The sequence below is a fragment of the Blochmannia endosymbiont of Colobopsis nipponica genome (genome assembly GCF_014857065.1).
Classification (GTDB): Bacteria; Pseudomonadota; Gammaproteobacteria; order Enterobacterales; family Enterobacteriaceae; genus Blochmanniella.
In genome coordinates, this window is the sequence record NZ_CP046533.1 from 208,622 (window position 1) to 231,272 (window position 22,651).

Consider the following 22,651-nt stretch of genomic DNA (forward strand, 5'->3'; position numbering starts at 1 on the left):
ATCTAACGTATAATCCATGAAAAAAGATATTTAACTAAAAGACTACGTAAAAATACACTATGTGACAAAACAAAAAACCCTAGATTTCTACTTATTATTAATGAATAATGTTTACTACTAAATAAACGAACCATTAAATCGATACAATTTGCTGTTATCTTTTGATCTAATTGTCTACTTTCCTGATATTCAAATAATACTGAATAATCCCCAATATCTTTACCACTTGAATTTGCTTTAGCTAATATTTTAGCTAAAGATATAACATCACGAAATCCAACATTTAAATTTTGTCCAGCAAAAGGATGCAAAGTTTGCGCTGCATTTCCTACTAATGCTAATCTATGAGAAATATGTCGTTCAACAATACATGAATATAAAGAATAAAAGCTATATTGACTGGCGCCAATTACATGACCTAAATGATATCCTAAAATATCTTGTAAAACATGACAAAATTGTGGAATAGTCCAGGAAGAAATTTCTTTTCTCCATTTTGATGAACAACACCATATCAACCCACTACGATTATGGGTAATTGGCAACAATGCTAACAACCCATATTTGGTAAATTTTTCAAAAGCACTGTGATAATGCGGGTATGTAGTAGTAATATTACTAGTTACCGCAATTTGTTGGTAATCATATATGTTCCAATTAATATTACACATAGCACCCAAGGATGAAGGGGATCCATCTGCCGCTACCAATAACCGAGCACTAATTTCACAACCATTATCAAGTACAACTAAATTCATATTTTTTGTACGTTGTATTTTTTTTAAAGTAACTGGGCAATGTAATCTAATACTCAAAGAATCATTGAGCAATTTAAATAAATTAATTCCTAATTTATTCAATTCAACTACATATCCCAAACACGACAATCTATAATCATTAGCCGTAATGATAATTTTATTACAACATTGTAAATAACTACTAATTTCTATTTTTTTTATAATCGTAACATGAGGTGATAAAACGGACCATATTCCCATTGCAACTAATGCACGACAGGTGCCCCAAGTTAATGCAACAACGCGTGAATCAAAGCTTGGATGAATTTTACCTTCTTCAAATACATGAGAGGAAATCAAATCAATTTTTAATCTACCTTCTGTTAACTTAGATAACATTAACGCTAAAAAAATACCAGAAATACCACCACCATAAATAACCACTGACATTGAAATTGATTTATCTCATACCTCTAATATAAAATCACAGCTTGGTAAATTAAAACTAATAATTTACAAACAAATTTTATATAATTAATCAAAAATCAAACTCAAATACAATAAGATTTGATTTAAAACAACATTATTGCAAGAAAAACATACATAAGCTATTATATATTAGAGAGAAAAATATTCAACATCTTAATGAACGCCTATTTGAAGAAATAAGATTCCAATTATCTTGTCAATTTAATACAAACACTAATGATGATAAATATAATAAACAAGATATCTGGCAAACAATCATAATAATAAATAATTATACTAGAGTCTTCAAGAGTATCATTATAACTGTAAATATAATTAAATTTTAAAATTAAGAAGGTTAACAATGTCTTTACAACCGATAGAAATTCAGCTCTGTGGACGCACATTAAAAGTTAATTGTCCTATTCATCAAAAAGTTGCTTTATCTAAAGCCGTTGATAATATCAACAATCGTCTGAATACCCTTAAAGAACGCAGCAAAGTAACTAATACTGAACATTTAGCATTTATCACAGCATTAAACATATGCTATGAACTAGAAGAAGAAAAAAATAAAACAAAAGCTTATGCTAATAACATGGAAAAACATATTCGTTTGCTTCAAAAAACAATAGAACAATTGTTAATTGAACACCATTCCATAACTGAACAAACCAACACATTTGATTTAAATAACAATATAGTATAAATCTCTTGCATAGTTCAATTATTAACCATTTAATCATTTTAATTCTATAGACTAAATAATTTTAATAATTATTTTAAATTATATTAATTTTAATTTATTTGAATATATATAAAATATTCAACCAAACTAAATACCTGATTTTAAATTCTTCTACGATAAAAACGAAAAAAGAATCAATTCAAATAAAATGGAAATTTATTTTATGAATAAACAGCTAATACGTAAAATTCTAAGGAAAAAATTTCGTAATTTAAGAAAAAAACAAACATTGCAACAACAATGCATGGCGGAGCAAAAAATAATAAAATATATTATAAATGACCCTTATATTAAGAAAATAAAAAAAATTGCATTATTTATTTCTTTCGATGGTGAGATACAAACAAGATTGCTAATTAAAAAGTTGCTACAAAAGAATAAAGAAATATATTTACCAATAATTCAATACTCAAAAATATCTAAATATTTAATTTTTTCTAAATATACATACTCTACACCATTATTAATTAATAAATTTCATATACAAGAACCAGAATGGGATATCAATACACTAATTCCAGTAGAAGAAATCGATATTTTATTTATACCATTAGTAGCATTTGATAAATGTGGCAATAGGTTAGGTACAGGGGGCGGTTTTTATGATAGAATACTAGCACATTGGTTTCATAAACAAAAATTTCTTCCTATAGGCTTAGCTTATGATTGTCAATTAAGCAAAAAAAACATACCCATAGAACCATGGGATGTTTCCTTGCCAGAGATTATTACACCATCACGTCATTGGATATGGTAAGCTTAGTCTCTAACTTATTAAGCGCATAAATAAAATTTTTAAATGAATTAAATCAACTTTTCACTTATAACAAAATATTTAAAAATTATAGTAATAAAACTATCATCAAATTAAATCGCATTTTAAAATAATAAACACAATATAAGATTTCATTCAATTATTTGTACTCCTTGTTCACTACCAACTAATACAACATCTGCGCCACGACGTGCAAACATTCCCACCGTTACTACTCCAGGAATATTATTAATTTTCTCTTCCAATGAAACAGCATCAAAAATTTTTAAATTATAAACATCTAATATATTATTACCATTATCTGTTACTGTACCACAACGATATTTAGGTTGACCACCCAAACATCTTAACTCACGAGATACCAAAGAACGACCCATCGGAATAACTTCTACTGGTAATGGAAATTTCTTACCTAAAATATCCACTTGCTTTCTTATATCTATAATACAAACAAATTTACGCGCTACAGCGGCAATTATTTTTTCTCTAGTTAAAGCCCCACCACCACCTTTAATCATCTGCATATGTCTATTAATCTCGTCAGCACTATCTACATAAACATCCAATGAATCTATGTCATTTAAATCAAATAAAGGAATTCCTAATTGCTTTAATTTAATTGACGAAAAATCAGAACTAGAAATTGCTCCTTTAATAAAATTTTTAACAGTAGCCAAAGCCTCAATGAAATATGCAACAGTGGAGCCACTCCCCACGCCTACTATACCTCCATCTTGAACATAATTCAATGCAGCCCAACCAACTAATCTTTTAAACTCATTTATTATCATAAATAATATTCCTGCATAATTAATTATTAAATTTTAAATTAATGTATTAACTCAGACATAAACATATAGATAGAACAACATACATAGAACAATTTCACTTAATAAATCAATATTAAGTATTTATAATCCAAATACAGAATATAGGTCCATTATTTAAAATATCTAAAATAAAAGTTTATTAAAATCAACATATTAAAATGTTAAACAACTATCCGATGTTTAATAAAATTTAAAATTTTAATGTTCCAAATATTCAAATGACAAAAACAACATCAAACATGTTCTACATCTATTAAAATTTGTATATTAAAATAATAAGTTTTATCAAAAAAGACGAAAATTAAAATAAAATAGATAACAATAACTATCAACTATAAAATATTAACAGCATTCAAACTTTGAAAAATTAATTCTAAACGGTTTATCACTGACAATTGTGAGGCACGCATCCAAATACGTGGATCATAAAATTTTTTATTCGGCAAATTAACACCTTTGGGATTGCCTAATTGACTATGTAAAAAAAATTTGTTTTTCTTATAATACTTTAAAACACCTTCCCAAGCAGCCCATTGTAGATCAGTATCAACATTCATTTTTACAACACCATAATTAATCGCTTGATGAATTTCTTCTAGTGTAGATCCAGAACCACCGTGAAAAACTAAATTTAAATGATTTTTAGGTACATTAAATTGAGTAGAAATATATTTTTGTGAAAAATCGAGAATTTCCGGTTTTAATTTTACATTACCAGATTTATATACACCATGTACATTGCCAAAAGATGCTGCAATAATAAACCTAGGACTAACTACATGTAACTTATCATATGCATAAGCAACATCTTCTGGACTAGTATACAACTTATTCTGATCTATATGGATATTATCTACTCCATCCTCTTCCCCTCCAGTGCAACCTAATTCTATTTCTAAAGTAAGATTTAATTTGGTCATACGAATAAAATAATCTACACTAATTCTCAAATTCTCTTCTAAAGACTCTCCAGATAAATCAAGCATATGGGAAGAAAACAAAGTTTTACCAGTCATAAATAAGTGTTTTTCATTTGCATCTAACAAACCATTTATCCAAGATAATTTATTCTTAGTACAGTGATCCGTATGTAAAATGACAGGAACTTCATAATAACTAGATACATAATGAACATGTAAGGCGCCAGTGACAGCACCAAGTACAGCAGCAGTTTGATTTTTTAAATTTAAACCCTCACCAGCCATAAAGGCAGATCCACCATTCGAAAATTGTATAATAATAGGAGATCTAACTTTAGCTGCAGTCTCTAATGCAGCATTAATAGAATCCATGCTTATACAATTAATTGCAGGTATAGCAAAAGAATTTTCTTTAGCAAAAGCAAAAATCTTTTGAACATCATCACCTGTAACAACACCAGGACCTACAAAATCAAAAACCCTAGACATAAAATAACCAAAAGAATATTATCAATTTTTATAATATCTACAATATAGAAATTAAACATAACAAAATAAAAATAAGAACAAAATAACTAATTGTAAATTTTACCGTAATCTTCAAGTATAGATATTGACGGTAATCTTTTCCCTTCAATAAATTCTAAAAATGCACCACCCCCAGTAGAAACACACGAAATTTGATCTGCAATTCCAAACAAATTAATGGCCATTAAAGTGTCCCCACCTCCAGCTATAGAAAAGGCATCGCTCTGGGCAATAGCTCGAGCAATACTTTCTGTACCTCTACGAAAATTAGGAAACTCAAATACTCCAACTGGACCATTCCAAAGAATAGTTTTAGCACTTTTAATAATCTCCATAATTCGTTTTATAGAAACATCACCTAAATCCAAAATTTGTTCATTATCCTTAACATCATTAATAGATTTCAAAACCCCGCAAGCTGTCTCAGAGAATTCCGTAGATACACGCACATCCACTGGCATAGGTACATCACAATTTTCTAATAATTGTCTAGCTGTTGATAATAGTTCCTCTTCGTATAAAGATTTTCCAACATTATTACCTTGAGCTGCAATAAAAGTATTAGCGATACCACCTCCTATCACCAAATAATCAGCAACTTGCGATAATGAATCTAAAACAGTTAGTTTAGTAGATACTTTAGATCCACCTACTATGGCAACCATCGGACGAAGAGGATCCTTTAATGCTGCACTTAATGTTTCCAATTCACTTATCAATAAGCGTCCTCCACAAGATATCGGAGCAAATTTAGCTAATGCATGAGTAGAAGCCTGCGTACGATGAGCTACACCAAAAGCATCCATAACAAATACATCACATAATTCAGCATATTTTTTCGCTAGCAATTCATCATCTTTTCTTTCACCCTTATTAAATCTTACATTTTCTAAAATTACCAATTCCTCAGGTGCAATCATCAATCCATTAAGGTAATCATTAACAAAACGTATATTTTTTGCTTTACCAGCTAATTTAATTTTTAAATATTCAGCTACTGGTCCTAAAGAATATTTACTATCATACTCACCTTCTGTTGGACGCCCAAGATGTGAAGCAACCATTACACATGCTCTCTGCTTCAATGCAGATAAAATAGTAGGTAACGATGCACGTATTCGTATGTCTGATACAATAACTCCCTCTTTTATTGGGACATTTAAATCAGAACGAATTAAAACACGCTTGCCCATTAAATCTAAATCACTCATCTTGATAATATCCATGGTTAATACCCAATACATATGTATGAAATGCCTAAAAACATTTAAATGAATAACAATTTACATTTTTCATTAAATTTTAAAATACCGTTCTTGCGCACAAAAACCTATACACTCAATTACTTACAGAACGAATATCACTGAAATTTAAATTTATATACTTTATAAACAAAATGTAAAGACCTCGGCAAATATTTTACCAAATCAACTAATTAAGATACAGATTAATGTCAAAAATTCTTTATTTATTAAGCATATCAAGAATTGCGTTACATATACATCATCTGTCAATCCTTATCTACACTCACATGTACAAATTGCAACATTAAATTAAACTATACCAATCAACATCAAAAGAAGACAGAAAAAATAATATAACACGACTTTTACATATTCAACCATCTTGTACAAAACTCATAACAAATCCTTCAATAATAAACAATGCAATACTTAACATTATAACAAATCATAAAATGACACATGAAAATTACTAAAATACAAACATGAAACAAGACTCTGGTATTTTATTTTACTAAAAATAAAAAAATAATAAAGATGATCAAAAATTACGAAACATTTTAGACCTTGATGCTTGAATATATAACATTTCTAAAGCAATTGTAGCAGCTGTTAAGGCAGTAATTTGAGCATAATCATACGCTGGAGAAACTTCTACTAAATCCATTCCAACGATATTTAAATAACGTAATCCACGTAATAATTCAAGAACCGAATAAGAAGTTAAACCACCAATCACGGGAGTGCCAGTACCCGGTGCTACAGATGGATCCAAACAATCAATATCAAAAGTTAAATATACTGGTCTACTACCAAGCAATGCACCTACATAATTTACAATATAATCAATACCATGTTCATAAATTTGTTTCATATCTAATACAATAAATTTATTACTGTAATTACTCGTAGTACGAATACCAATTTGTATTGAATGATCGGGATCAATTAGATTTTCATGTAATGCATGGAAAAAAATAGTGCCATGATCATATTTATTTCCGCAAATATAAGCATCAGTATGAGCGTCAAAATGTAATAAAGACACTGTACCAAAAAATTGTGCATGAGCTCGTAACAATGGTAAAGTTATATAATGATCTCCACCAAATGAAAGCATGCGCTTTCCAGAAAACAATAACTGTTGTGCATGAATTTGTAACTTATCAGTTAAATCTTCAATATTACCGATTTCAAACACTAAATCTCCACAATCCACTATTTTTAATAACTGACGAATATCAAAATTCCATGGCCAACGACAACTTTCCCAAGCAAGATTACTAGATATCTGTCTAATAGCCGATGGTGCAAGTTTACTACCTGATCTACCAGAAGTAGTTATATCACACGGCACGCCTGTGATAACCCAGTCACAATCAAGCTTATAAGGGTTAAAATCTAACGGCAACCTTAAAAAACTAAACGTATTTGATATTAAAGATTCATCGTATTTATAACTTAAAATTTTCATCTTATATCTAAACAAATAAAAATTACGACTTGACAAAATTATTATATACAAACTTATATTCCACTAATAATCTCAATACCAATAGATGGCATTATGCAACAGTACTAGATATTAATTCAATAAATTTGACATTTTAAATATTAATAAAGAAATTACGTTCACTATATGTAGAACTTACAGAACCATTATACCATAATAATATCTTGATATATTCAACCCAACTTAAACTTATAGTTTTACTCTAAGTAAGAAAACACATTATATTTTAAAATTTTCAATTGTTCAAAGTGTTTCAACGAAATTAACTCATTAAAACTCCGCCTATTTTGTCAAGATCATTTACATATAACAAAATATACATCAAAATACTAAAAGATGAATTACTTATTTTAAAACAGCTATCATGGAAAATAAAAACTATAGATATTCACAAAGGTTACTATTACTCTACATAAAATTATTCAAACTTCTAAATTAAAAATATTATGATTAAACATTTATTCACATCCGAATCTGTTTCAGAGGGACATCCTGATAAAATTGCAGATCAAATCTCCGATTCCATATTGGATGCTATTATAACAAAAGATATTAAAGCACGAGTGGCATGTGAAACTTATATAAAAAATAATTTAGTTGTAATAGGTGGAGAAATTAATACTAATGCTAATATAAATATTGAAGACGTCGTAAGAAATACTATTCGTGATATTGGTTATACATATCCCGATATAGAATTTAATGCTGATTCTTGTAGTATTGTTAATACAATTAGCAAGCAATCATCAGATATTAGTAAAATAGTAAACTGCGAGAATCTATTAAAACAAAAAGCAGGTGATCAGGGATCAATGTTTGGATATGCTACTAACGAAACTAACGTACTAATGCCTGCGCCAATTACCTATGCACACCGTTTAATGATTCGTACATCAAAAATACGTAAAAACGGTATCTTACCTTGGTTACGTCCAGACGGTAAAAGTCAAATTACCTTCATGTATGAAAACTACAAAATCGTTGGAATAAAAACAGTTGTCCTATCCATTCAACATTCACAAGATGTTTTATTGTCCACTGTAAGAGAAGCAGCCATGGAGGAAATTATAAAACCTACTTTACCAAAAAAATGGTTATCCTCTCAAACTAAATTTTTTATTAATCCAGCTGGGCCTTTTACCGTAGGCGGACCTACAGGAGATTGTGGACTAACCGGGAGAAAAATTATTGTTGATACATATGGAGGAATGGCCAGACATGGAGGTGGATCTTTTTCAGGAAAAGATCCATCCAAAGTTGATCGTTCAGCATCTTATGGGGCAAGATATATCGCAAAAAATATAGTGGCTGCAAATTTAGCAGATCAATGTGAAATTCAAATATCCTATGCTATTGGGATGATACAACCAATTTCAATAAACATTGAAACTTTTGGTACAGAAAAAATACCAATAAAAAATTTAATAATATTAATAAATAGGTTTTTTGATTTACGACCATATGGATTGATTTCTATGTTAAAGCTACTGCAACCAATATATCGAACAACAGCTACATATGGGCATTTTGGTCGAGATTCTTTTCCTTGGGAAAAAATAGATAAAGTAACATTATTGAGAAATGCTGCTAATCCAAAATAAAATTTCAAATTTATAATGTAATTAAATTTAACATAAGCTTGAAAATAACTAAATTCAATTATAGCAAACTTTATGAATGCTAAAATAAATTGATAGTTCGTAAAAATTAATACATAAATTTTCAAGATTTTACGATTATTATTCAATTAGTAAATATGCTATCCTTAGGCTAACTTATTAAACTTTGTATGATTTATATATGTAATTTATTGTAATAAAATAACAGTTGACGTGATAAGTAACGTATTATAGACTCCCTGTGCTACATGTAAAATGTAATAAAATAAAAATAATTCAGTAAATTTAAATTTTAACATTAAAGATAAGTATTCATTAATATCAAAACTTTAATATCTGTTACAATTTTATCAAGATTAATATAGGAGGTTGCAGATGTATCAGTTCACTTAAATGTTACGATTTAAAATAAAATCAAGTAGATGTTTTGTTCTACAAAATTTCAGTAATTGCTATATGTATCTTAATATTAGGATTTATTTTCACAAATCCATTTGTGTTCGTGTTGTGCATTCTATTATTTAATTTTTAAAACCTACCATTAATGAAGTAGCTAAAATGAATTTACAAAATCACTTTCTTGTAGCCATGCCATCACTGCAAGATCCATTATTTAAACAATCAGTAGTGTATATTTGCGAACATAATAAATATGGAGCTATGGGCATAGTAATCAATAAACCAGTCGAAAAATTTACTATTGAAAATATATTAAACAATTTAAAAATTACTTCTACAAACCGTGATCCATCTATTACGTTAGACAAACCAGTTTTTTTTGGCGGTCCATTAGCAGATGATAGAGGTTTTATATTACATACCCCTTGCAAAGGATTCGGATCCAGTGTTGAAATTTCACCTCAAATGATGATTACAACATCAAAAGACGTACTAGAAACCTTAGGTACTACTGCACAACCAAAAAACATACTAATAGCACTTGGGTATTCCGGTTGGATAAAAGGACAACTAGAACAAGAACTTATAGAAAATACTTGGTTAACAGTTCCTGCTACTAAAGAAGTTCTATTTAATACTCCTGTTGCCGCTCGATGGCATGAAGCGGCAAAAATATTAGGAATTGATATGCGTAATATAATAAACAAAGCAGGACATGCTTGATGTGTCTATTAAATTACATGTCATTTGATTTTAACATCAAAAATATTGGAGTTACTAATGGACAATATGTTACTGTCACTTGTACTAGAAAACTATTAACTTCTTTAAAAAAAAATAATATGCCTAATTATAGCAAATATTGTTAATATCCTTAATGAATAACAATCTGTCATTTTGCATAGTAAAATAAATAAAATGGAACAGAGCAATCATTGATTAGTACAGCGCGTAAGTTCACTATTTATTTATACGAACTTTTTAATCTAAAAACAATGATGCACGATAAATAATTTACAAATACTACACCTCATGATTTTCTATACGAAAGCAATATAATCGTGCATTAAAAAACAGGTCCAATACGACGACGCGACGCGTCGTCGTATTGGAGATGAATCAAAATATCCTTTTAAAATACATATAAAATTATATGAACTTGGATTTCTGTATAAAATATTAATTGCAATCCTTTCTATCCAGTGATAAAACATAAATAAATACCTAAATAATGAAAATTTATATTCTATATATTTAAAAATTATATTAATTAGAGTGTTACACGTGTATATACGATGAAAATTTTTCGCAACTTAGCTTAATGGTGCTATTAAATAAGATGGATTTAAATAATAGCCAATGTAAGAAAATGTTTATTCTTAACTATTTAAACCTAGACTCATCATGTACAATGACATAAAAAATAATATCTGGCACGTAAAACAGGAAATTAATACCATCCAGAAACAACATAACAAGCTTCAAAAAAAAATCTCATTTGTTGCTGTTAGTAAAAATCAATCAATTGACACGATTAACAATGTTTTATCAACAGGTCAAAGAGAATTCGGAGAAAACTATGTACAAGAAAGTATAAAAAAAATACTTTGGTTTAAAAATAACAAAAAAATATACCCGAAACCTATTTGGCACTTTATCGGTCATATACAATCAAATAAAATAAAATTAATTGCAGAATATTTTGATTGGTGTCATACCATAACTAATAAAAATACAGCTTTTTATCTAAATAAACTAAGAAAAGAAGATGCTGCACCACTAAATATACTTATACAAATCAATATTAATCAAGCAAAAAACAAATCAGGTATCTATCCTGATGAATTAGTTAATTTATCTGAAAAAATTCTAATATATTCAAGATTGAAGCTGCGAGGATTAATGGCTATTCCAACGAGAGAAAGCGATTATTATAAACAACTTAAAGTATTTTTAAATATGAATAAATTATTTAAACAGTTGCAGAATATTTATCCTTCAATAGATACCTTATCTATAGGTATGTCTAACGATATGACTGCTGCTATAGCGGCAGGTGGTAACTTATTAAGAATAGGAACTGCAATTTTTGGTAATCGAACAAAAAATAAAAACCTAAAGATTCTAAATAATGGTATATAAATAAAACCTATTTCTTAAATAATTTTTATTTTCAGATTTAAATATAAAAAATATTGATTAATGATCTCAAATAGATATTAATAGCACAAGATGTTAAGATAACATTTATATATAATTGAATATTTTAATAATCTTCGTAATATAACAATATTCTAAAAATAATAAAAATCACTTTACTAAAATTATATTAACAATGAAGAGAATAATTTACTGCACTTTTTTAAAACGAAAAGCTGAAGGGTTAAAAATTAAATTATATCCTGGGAAAATTGGCGAAGAAATCTACCAAAAAATTTCACAAGAAGCATGGAATAAATGGCAAACAAAACAAACTATCATAATAAATGAAAAAAAACTCGATATGAGTAACCCGGCTCATCGTAACTTTCTAGAAAGCGAAATGATCAATTTTTTATTCTATTCCAAATAAAATTGTGAATAAAACTTAATTTAAGAATTGCTAATCAATATTGGCTTTGATTTACCAAATACAACGTTTTCATCAATTATAACCTTTACTATATTGTTTTGTGAAGGTAGTTCATACATGGTATCTAATAAAATATCTTCAACAATAGAACGGAGACCTCTTGCTCCAGTTTCAAGTAACAAAGTTTTTTTTGCAATAGCAATTAAAGAGTCATCACGAAACTCCAACTCTACACCATCTAAATTAAACAAAATTTTGTATTGTTTTATCAAAGCATTTTTAGGTTCGTACAAAATTTTTACTAAAGTTGCCTCTTCTAATTCATGTAATATTGTAAAAATTGGTAAACGACCAACAAATTCAGGAATTAAGCCAAATTTAATTAAATCCTTCGGCTGTACTTGCGATAATAATTCAAATCTAGAAACAAATTTTATAGTATTATTTTGAAAACTAGTACCAAAACCGATACCTCTACTATTAACATTACGTCGTTCTATAATTTTACTTAAGCCAAAAAAAGTTCCCCCACAAATAAAAAGAATTTTAGAGGTATCAATATATAAAAACTCTTGTTGTGGATGTTTACGTCCTCCCTTAGGCGGGACTGCAGCAATAGTGCCCTCAATTATCTTTAAAAGAGCTTGTTGAACTCCTTCTCCAGAAACATCACGAGTGATAGATAGATTAGCCGATTTTTTAGATATTTTATCTATTTCGTCTATATACACAATCCCCTGTTGTGCTTTACAAACATCATAATTACATGTTTGTAATAATTTTTGAATAACATTTTCTACATCTTCTCCAACATAACCGGCTTCAGTCAAAGTAGTTGCATCTGCTATGGCAAAAGGTACATTAAGAAATTTTGCCAAAGTTTCTGCTAATAAAGTTTTACCACTACCTGTAGGTCCAATTAATAATATATTAGTTTTACCTAAATCTACATTACTATCATTACGAAATTTATCATAATAACGCAAACGTTTATAATGATTATATACCGCTACTGCAAGGACTTTTTTTGCTTTATCTTGAGCAACAACATAATTATTTAGATAATTATAAATTTCGCAAGGTGTGGGCAGTATATCTAATTCACGATGTATCTTAAATTCTTGATCATCTTTACTTAAAAGATCATTACACAAAAATACACATTCATTACAGATATAAACTGAAGGACCAATAATAATTTTACCAACCTTATTCTGTTCTTTTTTACAAAAAGAACAGAATAAGGATCTATTTGAATCATTTTTATAATTTTCTATCATTAAAACCCCTATAATACAAATGTACTAAACTAATAAATTACATCGGTTAAATAATTAAAATATAAAATTATAATATACAAAAATAGTTTAATATTTATATCACGAAAATGAGATAAAGTTCTAAAAAATTTAATAGTAATTTTAATAGAATTTACTTTTAATATCTACGTTTTAAAATATAATCTACCAGACCATAAGTTACTGCTTCATCAGCAGAAAGAAAACAATCACGTTCTGTATCTTTGCTTACAACATCAATAGATTGTCCTGTATGTTGAGCCATCAATTCATTCATACGTCGTTTAATTTTTAAGATTTCTCTTGTATGAATTTCAATGTCGCTAGCTTGACCACATATTTTACCTAAAGGTTGATGAATTAAAACACGCGCATTGGGCAAACAAAATCTTTTGCCCTTAGTACCAGAAGCCAACAAAAAAGCACTCATTGAAGCAGCTTGACCCATACAAAATGTACTCACATCAGGTTTAACAAATTGCATCGTATCATAAATTGACATACCAGCAGTTATCGAACCACCTGGAGAATTAATATATAAATAAATATCTTTATTTGGATTTTCAGATTCTAGGAACATAATTTGCGCAATTATTAAATTAGCCATGTAGTCTTCTATTGTTCCAGTCATAAAAATAATACGCTCTTTCAATAACAACGAAAAAATATCATATGTTCTTTCGCCACGCACAGTCCGCTCCACTACCGTAGGTACTAAAAGCATACGATAAAAATCAAATTTTTCTTTACATAACATGTTATCAGCCTAAATTATCAAAATTCTGAAAGTATTATAATATACAAAATAATTTATTTATTTCAATTTTTCATGATTACATTAAAATAAAAACATAATTGGAATCAAATACGACTAAAATCTTAAACAATTAAAATTCACATTAAGTCATTTTAAATAAGATTAATTGAATCATAATTTAAATTTAAAAACTCACAGAAATAAATAATATAAATAATATATATATTTACGTTAATAAAATAAGCAACCCTCTAATTCACATTTAAGAACACATTCATTTGCCTTTGCAAAATTAAAATTAAGAAAATGAAACGCTTTTAAGATAAATAATTTAAACAATTAAAGAATATAATTTGGTCAATTAAACAGCTCATGCATGGATATAAATAATAAAAGACTATATTAATTTAAACCACCCCAAATTTAAATAACTCAATATAAGATATAATACAACATATCTGTGCAACTCCTACTCGTTCATTTATTAAAATAAACGAAATCTAATCAAAACATAAATTACATTAACAATTGAAAGATACACTGAACCGATCCTAAAATAAAAACATAAATAACCCACGTGGATATCAAAATTATTTTATACATAACCTTAACATTATCAATAAAATAAGAGATACTAAGATTCCTACAAAAAACAATTAACAAAAAATAAACAATCCTAAACTACTATAATGAAATATTACAAATATGCAAAAAAAACAAAAATATTACTAACATATACTGTAGCAACGTTACTAAGTAGCTGTAATAATCTGGTACTAATGCATCCTAAAGGACAGATTGGAATAGAACAGCGAACATTAATATTAACTGCATTAGGAATGATGTTAATCATAATAATACCTGTTCTAATTATGACCATCATTTTTTCTATTAAATATCGCGCATCAAATAAAGAAAAAAAATACAGCCCTGATTGGTCTCACTCTAAAAAAATAGAAATAATAATTTGGTCCCTGCCAATAACAATAGTTACTATCCTAAGCATAATCACCTGGCAATCAACTCATAAATTAGACCCTAACAATCCAATTGTATCTAATATAAAACCAATAATTATTGAAGTCATTGCTCTTGATTGGAAATGGCTATTTATCTATCCAAATTACAAGATAGCAATAGTAAATGAAATAGTTTTTCCGAAGAATACGCCAATTGAATTTAGAATTACTTCTAATTCCGTAATGAATTCTTTTTTTATCCCTCAATTAGGTGGACAAATTTACGCTATGGCAGGTATGAAATCTACTCTCAATCTGATTGCTAATACGCAAGGAATATATAAAGGTATTTCCTCTAATTTTAGTGGAAGAGGGTTCTCCAATATGAAATTTAATGTTATAACAACTAATAATCAAGAAGAATTTCACACGTGGATAAAAAAGGTTAAAACATCAAGTAAACAAATTGAAACAATTTTTGATTATGAAAATTTAGCCATACCAAGCGAAAACTATCCAGTCACATACTTTTCTAATGTGAAAAACGGCCTATTTTATGATATTATAAATAAATTCATGCAATAAAACTTAAAAGCGGCAATATACATGTTAATCAATATTGTATCATATAATCATCAGTAATAAAATAATTGCAGGTATAGATAAATGTTTGGCAGACTAACAATTGATGCTATTCCGTATAAAGAACCAATAACAATGACTACTATTATTGCCTTAATCCTAATCGCACTGATGGTAATAGTTATGATAACTCGCCATAAAAAATGGCAATACCTATGGAAAGAGTGGTTAACCTCTGTAGATCATAAAAAAATAGGTATTATGTATATCATCATATCAATTCTAATGTTATTACGTGGATTAGCTGATGCAATTATGATGCGTATGCATCAAACATTAGTATCTGGAGGAGAAATAGGATTTTTAACTCCATACCACTATGACCAAATCGTCACTGCCCATGGCGTCATCATGATAATATTTATGGCAACACCATTTATTATTGGACTAATGAATTTGATTGTACCACTACAAATAGGTTCAAGAGATATGGCATTTCCCTTTTTAAACTCTCTAAGTTTCTGGTTATTCATGGTGGGAGTAATTCTTATAAATCTTTCTTTAGGGATTGGAGAATTTGCTCAAACAGGATGGGCCGCTTATCCACCTCTATCAAATAAAATATATAGCCCAGGAGTTGGAGTGGATTATTGGATATGGAGTATTCAAATTTCTGGCATAGGCACTACCTTAACAGGTGTGAATTTCTTAACTACTATTTTGCGCATGCGTGCTCCAGGAATGCCAATGATGAAAATGCCAGTTTTTACTTGGACAACATTATGTACAAATATACTAATTTTATCTGCATTTCCTATTTTAACCGTAACAATTACTCTTCTAACTCTAGATCGTTATTTAGGAACTCATTTTTTTACTAACGATTTAGGTGGAAACGTAATGATGTATATTAGTTTATTTTGGGCTTGGGGACATCCTGAAGTATATATTCTCATTCTACCTGCATTCGGAATCTTTTCTGAAATTGTCACTACTTTTTCACAAAAAAGATTATTTGGTTACAATTCGTTAATATGGGCTACTATAGCTATTACTATCATGTCCTTTTGTGTATGGTTACATCATTTTTTTACAATGGGATCAGGCGCTAATGTTAATGCTTTTTTTGGAATAACAACAATGATAATTGCCATTCCAACAGGAGTAAAAATTTTTAATTGGATATTCACTATGTATCAAAGTCGAATTATATTACATTCAGCTATGTTATGGACAATTGGATTTATCATTACTTTTTCTATTGGAGGTATGACAGGAGTGTTATTAGCAATTCCAGGAATAGATTTTTTACTACACAACAGTCTGTTTTTGATTGCTCATTTTCATAATGTCATTATTGGCGGAGTCTTATTTGGCTGTTTTGCTGCAATGACCTATTGGTTTCCAAAAGCATTTGGTTTTACTTTAGATGAAAAATGGGGAAAGAGAGCTTTTTGGCTATGGATAATTGGATTCTATATAGCATTTATGCCATTATACATCCTTGGATTTATGGGTATGACACGTCGTTTAAACCAACAAATAGATTCAATATTTCACATACCATTAAAAATTGCTCTATTGGGTGTATCTATAATTTTACTTGGTATTTTATGCCAAATTATTCAATTTTTAGTAAGCATCAAGAACCGAAATAAGAACCGTGATCTTACAGGAGATCCATGGAATGGTCGTACCTTAGAATGGTCTACATCTTCACCCCCACCATTTTATAATTTTGCGATAATACCTGAAATAAATAATCATCTCGATGTATTTTGGTATATGAAAAAAAATCGTATATCATACGACAAAACAAAAAAATATCAAACTATTCATATTCCCAAGAACACTAGTGCAGGTATCATTATTTCTATATGTATTTTAATATTTAGTTTTGCTATGATTTGGTATATCTGGTGGTTAGCTACCATTAGCCTAATATCTACTGTTGTAGCATGGATAACACGTACTTTTAATGAAAATATAGAAATTCAGATTCCAGTTAAAATAATTAAACATATAGAAAAAACTAAAGACGATTTAAATAAAATTAAAACGTAGCCTATTCGCATGATATCTAATTTAAAACTTAATAAAATTACTAACATAAATGACAAAAAGATAGAAGATATAAAAATATTTGGTTTTTGGATATACTTAATGAGCGATTGTATTTTATTCGCCGCTTTATTTGCAAGTTATGTAGTATTGAAAAACAATATAATAAACGGACCATTAAGTGAAGATATCTTTAAACTACCATTAGTATTTGCCGAGACGTATTGTTTATTGTTTAGCAGTCTAACATATGATATTGCTATTTTAAATATGAATAACAATAAAACAAAAAAAACTATCTTTTGGTTAAATGTTACTTTTTTATTTGGTTTTAGTTTTATATTAATGGAATATTATGAGTTTAATCATCTAATCAATGAAGGATATGGTCCATGGCGTAATGCATTTTTTTCTGGATTTTTTGCCTTAATAGGCACTCATGGATTACATGTTATTTCTGGACTTATTTGGATTATCGTAATGATACTACATATTTTATATAGAGGTCTAAATTATACTAACAGAATACGACTGGAGTGCTTAAGTCTATTTTGGCATTTTCTTGATATAATATGGATCTTAATATTTACTGCAGTGTATTTAATAGGATTAATATAATAATGAATCATGTTAAACACCAATCTTATCTAATTGGGTTTATTTTTTCCCTTATTCTCACAACTATTCCCTTCCTTATAGCGACATTTTTAAACTATAATAGAAGTATATCAATCGCCCTATTAATACTTTGTGCAATAATACAAATTACCATTCATCTCATTTGTTTTCTTCATTTAAATAAACCAAAAAAACAAAAATGGAACTTTATTTCATTAATTTTTACGATATTAATAACAACAATATTAATCACAGGTTCTTTATGGATTATGAACCATTTAAGTCATAATTTAATGCACCATTAAAATCATGATAATTAAACAATATATACAAATAACGAAACCAAAAATTATTTTCGGTAACCTAACTTCAGTAATTAGTGGATTTTTCTTAGCTTCACAAAAAGAAATTGATTATCTATCATTGACCATATTACTAATCTCTATAGCGATAATAATTGCATCTAGTTGTATATTAAATAATCTCATAGACAAAGATATCGATAAAAACATGTATCGCACAAAAAATAGGACCCTAATTACTGGAAATATTACAAACAAAAAATGTTTGATTTATGCTACAATGTTAGGCGTATTAGGTTTTAGCTTATTATCTAATACTATAAATACTTTAACTGTAAACCTCACAATTTTAGGATACGTGGTATACGTTGTAATATATTCAATGTATTTAAAACGTACGTCAGCTTACAGCACTATTATAGGAAGTATCTCAGGTGCAACACCACCAGTCATCGGTTACTGTGCAAATAGCAATAACTTCGATTCTTCTGCCTTGATACTATGGATAATATTCAGCGTATGGCAAATACCTCATTTTTACTCTCTAGCTCTTTTATATATAGAAGACTATCAAACTGTTTCCATCCCAGTATTTCCAATAAAAAATAGTATTCTGCTTACTAAAAAACACATTATTTTTTATATTATAATTTTTATCATTACGACCTTACTACTTACTTTAACAAATCATATTAATTATACATTTTCGACTATCATTGAACTAATGAACAGTTATTGGTTACTTATATCCTTAAAAGGATATAATATTAAGGATATTAAGAATAATAAAATTTGGGCTAAAAAAATGTTTCTACTTTCGATTTTTGCCATCATAATTTTTAATCTTGTAATACCCATTGATCGTATTACACAACTGAACGTAAAATAACATTTTGCTTTCATAAAATTAATTCATTATAAAAATTAATAAAAATGAAATTTCATCAAATAAGCATTATAGAAATAAAATCAATTTTAGGATTAAGTTTGATCTTCTCGTTGCGTATATTTGGTATATTCATAATCTTACCAACACTAAGTACATTCGGCATGATGCTAAATGGAGCAAACGAATTTCTGATTGGATTAGCAATTGGTATTTACGGAGTAACACAAGCAATATTTCAAATTCCTTGGGGAATAGCATCTGATAAAATAGGACGCAAACCAATTATTATAAGTAATCTAATAATATTTAGCGTCGGTAGTATTATTGCAGCAGCGACCAACAATATTTGGAATGTAATTATTGGTCGAGCAATACAGGGAATAGGTGGGGTTAGTTCTCCAGTCATGGCTTTATTATGCGACCTAACACAAAAGCAGAATCGTACTAAAGCAATGTCTTTTTTAGGCGCAATTATAGGTATTGTTTTTGCTATTTCTTTAATATTGGGACCCTATCTTGCGCATAAAATAGGGATAAACGGTCTATTCTGGATAGTTACTATAATAGCACTGTTAAATATATTATTTACCTTATTTTTTATTTGCCATTTAGAGAAAAACTGTGGCGTGAACACTAATTCATACATTGTTACAAAAAACAGCATTAAAAAAATTCTATATAATAAAGAACTGATAAAAATAAATGTAAATGCATTTTTTTTACATACTATATTAATATTAAATTTCATATCTCTACCCATTCAAATAATTTCTATGGGTATTCTTAATAAAAACCAATGGAAAATATACTTAATTATTATGATTATTTCTTTCATGGTAGTTATCCCATTTTTACTTCATATAGAAAAAAAACAACATACACAAAAAAATATATATATACTACTACTCATTACAATCATATTTTTTTCAGAAATACTTTTGCTTAATACTACGACACAAATATATAAATTACTATTTGGCATGCAGTTATTTTTCATAGGATTTAGTATAATGGAAGCAATTTTACCTTCAATGCTAAGTAAAATATCTCCCTGTGGATATCAAGGAACTAGTATGGGGATATATTCTACTATTCAGTTTCTTGGTATGGCCTGTGGAAGTTTATCAGGAGGTTATCTATTGGTAACATTACAAAATAACCAATTAATATTTTTGGCAGGAAGTATTTTATCTATATTATGGCTATTAATTATCTTGTTAATAAATCAAAAAACATATAAGAAACAACCAAAAGAAAACAATCAAATATCACAACCTTCATAAACATGCTTATTAATTTATTTTAATATTATTTGATCATTCTTATAGGACGATATATTTTAACATTTCTGAATCCTTGTTCATATAAATAATTTGCTTGAATTCTACTCATTATACCATGATCACAATAAAGTAAGTAAAACTTATTAGCATCCAAATTACCAAATTGACTAGCTAATTTGTAAAACGGTAATTTTTGTATCTTTATATTGACTAAATCAAGTGGATTATTTTCTTGTTCTTCTTCTCTACGTATATCTAAAACTATTTCTTCACAACCTACTTTACTTGTAATTTCAATATCTAATAGATCATCTTTAGAATAAGATAATATATCTTTGATATTAAAAACTTGTATCTGTGTAAAAATTTCATCAAATACTAAATAATTAATTTTTTTTTCCTGTAGCTCTATTTTAAAACGATCTCCTGCTATAGTGGGATGATTAGAAAAAAAACCACAATATTCTGGAACAGAATCAACAATTTTCTCAACGCCGATCTTTCTGGCAATCGAAATAATTTGTTCTTTATCATAAGAAATCAAAGGACGTAAAACCAAAACATCAGAAGCTATATCAATTAAATGTAAATTAATTAAAGTTTGACTAGATACTTGCCCTACCGATTCTCCTGTTATCAACGCTTGCATATTATGACGTACAGCTATAGATGCTGAAATGCGTAGCATCATCCGCTTTAGCACTATCATTACATTACGAATATCTATTTTTTGAATAATTTCGTTTACTAATGGTAAAAAATTAACAACAAAAAACAATACTTTATGCGAACTACCAAATTGAGTCCATAAAGAATAAGCTATTTTTTTTATAGCAACTACATGTAAAGAATCACCAAAATTAAAAAAACAATAATTTACTTTACAACCTCTTCTCATTAACATATAACTAGAAACAGCTGAATCAAAGCCTCCAGAAAGCAAAGACAACACATTACCTTGCGTACCCAATGGGAAACCTCCTATTCCCTGATAACGTTCAATTATCAAAAAAAAACGATTTTTATTAATTTCTAGAAATACTGTTATTTCTGGATTTTTTAAATTAACACGAGTACCCCTAATATTCTTAATTATAAAAGCACCAATATAACATTCAATATCTTGAGAAGTAAAAATATGTTCTCCATGACGCTTTACTCGAACACAAAAAGCCTTACCTACAAGTTTATTATAATTTACTGATATAGTTTTTAACCCGATATCATGAATAGAAGCAAACAAATATTCTTCAACCAACCAAATTCTAGAAATACCGGGAATATTAATTAACAAATTCACAACTCCTAAAAAAAAATTATTATCCTTTATTTGTAATTCAATATAATCCCAATAACGTGTTAAAAATACTAAATAATTATGTTGCTTTAAAACTATTCGAATATTCTGAACAAGGGATCTCGAAAAAGATAATCTTACAAAACGACTCTTTATTGTAATTTCAGGAGATAATTTTAGTATTAATTTCATAAATTCTGTGACACTATTACAATAATATATAATTTATTAATATTTCTATATACTTTACTATAT

General features: G+C 28.1%; 20 protein-coding genes. 12 read left to right on the plus strand and 8 right to left on the minus strand.

All coding sequences use genetic code 11. The annotated features are described in order from the left end of the window. Positions 1–2: 2 nt before the first annotated feature. On the minus strand, positions 3–1,187 hold the full coding sequence (gene ubiH, locus GN160_RS00920; RefSeq protein ID WP_192380616.1) for a 2-octaprenyl-6-methoxyphenyl hydroxylase: 1,185 nt from the start codon (positions 1,185–1,187) through the stop codon (positions 3–5). 382 nt (positions 1,188–1,569) lie between these two features. Here ubiH and zapA point away from each other — a divergent pair, with 382 nt between their 5' ends. Together zapA and GN160_RS00930 are read left to right on the plus strand one after the other, a co-directional pair. Then, positions 1,570–1,914: a cell division protein ZapA gene (zapA, locus tag GN160_RS00925; protein WP_192380618.1), complete on the plus strand. Its 345-nt coding sequence runs from the start codon at positions 1,570–1,572 to the stop codon at positions 1,912–1,914. A gap of 202 nt (positions 1,915–2,116) precedes the next feature. Further along, entirely contained in the window at positions 2,117–2,710 is a 594-nt protein-coding gene (locus GN160_RS00930) for a 5-formyltetrahydrofolate cyclo-ligase (protein WP_225624846.1), read from the plus strand. Positions 2,711–2,859: 149 nt separating this feature from the next. On the opposite strand, the gene rpiA is transcribed toward GN160_RS00930, so the two are convergent. The 4 genes from rpiA to speB form a co-directional block, all read right to left on the minus strand. Next, on the minus strand, positions 2,860–3,519 hold the full coding sequence (gene rpiA / locus GN160_RS00935) for a ribose-5-phosphate isomerase RpiA (RefSeq protein WP_192380620.1): 660 nt from the start codon (positions 3,517–3,519) through the stop codon (positions 2,860–2,862). Between the two features lie 371 nt (positions 3,520–3,890). After that, positions 3,891–4,967 carry a class II fructose-bisphosphate aldolase gene (fbaA, locus tag GN160_RS00940; protein ID WP_192380622.1) on the minus strand — a complete coding sequence of 359 codons (1,077 nt, stop codon included), beginning with the start codon at positions 4,965–4,967 and terminating at the stop codon, positions 3,891–3,893. 86 nt (positions 4,968–5,053) lie between these two features. Further along, positions 5,054–6,232 carry a phosphoglycerate kinase gene (locus GN160_RS00945; protein ID WP_192380624.1) on the minus strand — a complete coding sequence of 393 codons (1,179 nt, stop codon included), beginning with the start codon at positions 6,230–6,232 and terminating at the stop codon, positions 5,054–5,056. A 556-nt stretch (positions 6,233–6,788) separates the two neighbouring features. Continuing rightward, complete coding sequence (gene speB, locus GN160_RS00950) at positions 6,789–7,721, minus strand: agmatinase (protein ID WP_192380626.1); 933 nt, start codon at positions 7,719–7,721, stop codon at positions 6,789–6,791. A gap of 485 nt (positions 7,722–8,206) precedes the next feature. Between speB and metK the strand changes: the two genes are divergently transcribed. The 4 genes from metK to GN160_RS00970 all read left to right on the plus strand — a co-directional run bounded on the left by metK (position 8,207) and on the right by GN160_RS00970 (position 12,350). Next, complete coding sequence (gene metK / locus GN160_RS00955; RefSeq protein ID WP_192380628.1) at positions 8,207–9,361, plus strand: methionine adenosyltransferase; 1,155 nt, start codon at positions 8,207–8,209, stop codon at positions 9,359–9,361. A gap of 576 nt (positions 9,362–9,937) precedes the next feature. Further along, positions 9,938–10,501, plus strand: a complete 564-nt coding sequence (locus GN160_RS00960) for a YqgE/AlgH family protein (RefSeq protein WP_192380630.1) — start codon at positions 9,938–9,940, stop codon at positions 10,499–10,501. Positions 10,502–11,182: 681 nt separating this feature from the next. After that, positions 11,183–11,920, plus strand: a complete 738-nt coding sequence (locus GN160_RS00965; RefSeq protein ID WP_192380632.1) for a YggS family pyridoxal phosphate-dependent enzyme — start codon at positions 11,183–11,185, stop codon at positions 11,918–11,920. A gap of 193 nt (positions 11,921–12,113) precedes the next feature. Beyond that, positions 12,114–12,350 (plus strand): oxidative damage protection protein, encoded by a 237-nt coding sequence (locus GN160_RS00970; protein WP_192380633.1) that lies wholly within the window; start codon positions 12,114–12,116, stop codon positions 12,348–12,350. A 20-nt stretch (positions 12,351–12,370) separates the two neighbouring features. Here the strand turns inward: GN160_RS00970 and clpX are convergent, their stop codons facing one another. After that, positions 12,371–13,630: an ATP-dependent protease ATP-binding subunit ClpX gene (gene clpX / locus GN160_RS00975; protein WP_192380635.1), complete on the minus strand. Its 1,260-nt coding sequence runs from the start codon at positions 13,628–13,630 to the stop codon at positions 12,371–12,373. Between the two features lie 157 nt (positions 13,631–13,787). After that, positions 13,788–14,405, minus strand: a complete 618-nt coding sequence (gene clpP / locus GN160_RS00980; RefSeq protein WP_192380637.1) for an ATP-dependent Clp endopeptidase proteolytic subunit ClpP — start codon at positions 14,403–14,405, stop codon at positions 13,788–13,790. A gap of 689 nt (positions 14,406–15,094) precedes the next feature. Between clpP and cyoA the strand changes: the two genes are divergently transcribed. The 6 genes from cyoA to GN160_RS01010 all read left to right on the plus strand — a co-directional run bounded on the left by cyoA (position 15,095) and on the right by GN160_RS01010 (position 21,099). Then, positions 15,095–15,949: a ubiquinol oxidase subunit II gene (cyoA, locus tag GN160_RS00985; RefSeq protein WP_192380639.1), complete on the plus strand. Its 855-nt coding sequence runs from the start codon at positions 15,095–15,097 to the stop codon at positions 15,947–15,949. Positions 15,950–16,030: 81 nt separating this feature from the next. Then, on the plus strand, positions 16,031–18,010 hold the full coding sequence (cyoB, locus tag GN160_RS00990; protein ID WP_192380641.1) for a cytochrome o ubiquinol oxidase subunit I: 1,980 nt from the start codon (positions 16,031–16,033) through the stop codon (positions 18,008–18,010). Positions 18,011–18,019: 9 nt separating this feature from the next. After that, positions 18,020–18,625 carry a cytochrome o ubiquinol oxidase subunit III gene (gene cyoC, locus GN160_RS00995; RefSeq protein ID WP_192380642.1) on the plus strand — a complete coding sequence of 202 codons (606 nt, stop codon included), beginning with the start codon at positions 18,020–18,022 and terminating at the stop codon, positions 18,623–18,625. Between the two features lie 2 nt (positions 18,626–18,627). Continuing rightward, on the plus strand, positions 18,628–18,930 hold the full coding sequence (cyoD, locus tag GN160_RS01000) for a cytochrome o ubiquinol oxidase subunit IV (RefSeq protein ID WP_192380644.1): 303 nt from the start codon (positions 18,628–18,630) through the stop codon (positions 18,928–18,930). Positions 18,931–18,934: 4 nt separating this feature from the next. Then, positions 18,935–19,816 carry a heme o synthase gene (cyoE, locus tag GN160_RS01005; protein WP_225624847.1) on the plus strand — a complete coding sequence of 294 codons (882 nt, stop codon included), beginning with the start codon at positions 18,935–18,937 and terminating at the stop codon, positions 19,814–19,816. A gap of 44 nt (positions 19,817–19,860) precedes the next feature. Continuing rightward, positions 19,861–21,099, plus strand: coding sequence for an MFS transporter (locus tag GN160_RS01010; RefSeq protein ID WP_192380646.1), 1,239 nt, complete (start codon positions 19,861–19,863; stop codon positions 21,097–21,099). A gap of 25 nt (positions 21,100–21,124) precedes the next feature. Here GN160_RS01010 and thiI read toward each other — a convergent pair whose 3' ends face one another. Next, positions 21,125–22,588 (minus strand): tRNA uracil 4-sulfurtransferase ThiI, encoded by a 1,464-nt coding sequence (gene thiI, locus GN160_RS01015; RefSeq protein ID WP_192380648.1) that lies wholly within the window; start codon positions 22,586–22,588, stop codon positions 21,125–21,127. Positions 22,589–22,651 lie beyond the last annotated feature (63 nt).

Coding starts and splice junctions, on each gene's coding strand:
- ubiH (WP_192380616.1), bottom strand. CDS start 1,187: ATGTCAGTGGTTATTTATGGTGGTGGTATTTCTGGTATTTTTTTAGCG.
- zapA (WP_192380618.1), top strand. CDS start 1,570: ATGTCTTTACAACCGATAGAAATTCAGCTCTGTGGACGCACATTAAAA.
- GN160_RS00930 (WP_225624846.1), top strand. CDS start 2,117: ATGAATAAACAGCTAATACGTAAAATTCTAAGGAAAAAATTTCGTAAT.
- rpiA (WP_192380620.1), bottom strand. CDS start 3,519: ATGATAATAAATGAGTTTAAAAGATTAGTTGGTTGGGCTGCATTGAAT.
- fbaA (WP_192380622.1), bottom strand. CDS start 4,967: ATGTCTAGGGTTTTTGATTTTGTAGGTCCTGGTGTTGTTACAGGTGAT.
- GN160_RS00945 (WP_192380624.1), bottom strand. CDS start 6,232: ATGGATATTATCAAGATGAGTGATTTAGATTTAATGGGCAAGCGTGTT.
- speB (WP_192380626.1), bottom strand. CDS start 7,721: ATGAAAATTTTAAGTTATAAATACGATGAATCTTTAATATCAAATACG.
- metK (WP_192380628.1), top strand. CDS start 8,207: ATGATTAAACATTTATTCACATCCGAATCTGTTTCAGAGGGACATCCT.
- GN160_RS00960 (WP_192380630.1), top strand. CDS start 9,938: ATGAATTTACAAAATCACTTTCTTGTAGCCATGCCATCACTGCAAGAT.
- GN160_RS00965 (WP_192380632.1), top strand. CDS start 11,183: ATGTACAATGACATAAAAAATAATATCTGGCACGTAAAACAGGAAATT.
- GN160_RS00970 (WP_192380633.1), top strand. CDS start 12,114: ATGAAGAGAATAATTTACTGCACTTTTTTAAAACGAAAAGCTGAAGGG.
- clpX (WP_192380635.1), bottom strand. CDS start 13,630: ATGATAGAAAATTATAAAAATGATTCAAATAGATCCTTATTCTGTTCT.
- clpP (WP_192380637.1), bottom strand. CDS start 14,405: ATGTTATGTAAAGAAAAATTTGATTTTTATCGTATGCTTTTAGTACCT.
- cyoA (WP_192380639.1), top strand. CDS start 15,095: ATGAAATATTACAAATATGCAAAAAAAACAAAAATATTACTAACATAT.
- cyoB (WP_192380641.1), top strand. CDS start 16,031: ATGTTTGGCAGACTAACAATTGATGCTATTCCGTATAAAGAACCAATA.
- cyoC (WP_192380642.1), top strand. CDS start 18,020: ATGATATCTAATTTAAAACTTAATAAAATTACTAACATAAATGACAAA.
- cyoD (WP_192380644.1), top strand. CDS start 18,628: ATGAATCATGTTAAACACCAATCTTATCTAATTGGGTTTATTTTTTCC.
- cyoE (WP_225624847.1), top strand. CDS start 18,935: ATGATAATTAAACAATATATACAAATAACGAAACCAAAAATTATTTTC.
- GN160_RS01010 (WP_192380646.1), top strand. CDS start 19,861: ATGAAATTTCATCAAATAAGCATTATAGAAATAAAATCAATTTTAGGA.
- thiI (WP_192380648.1), bottom strand. CDS start 22,588: ATGAAATTAATACTAAAATTATCTCCTGAAATTACAATAAAGAGTCGT.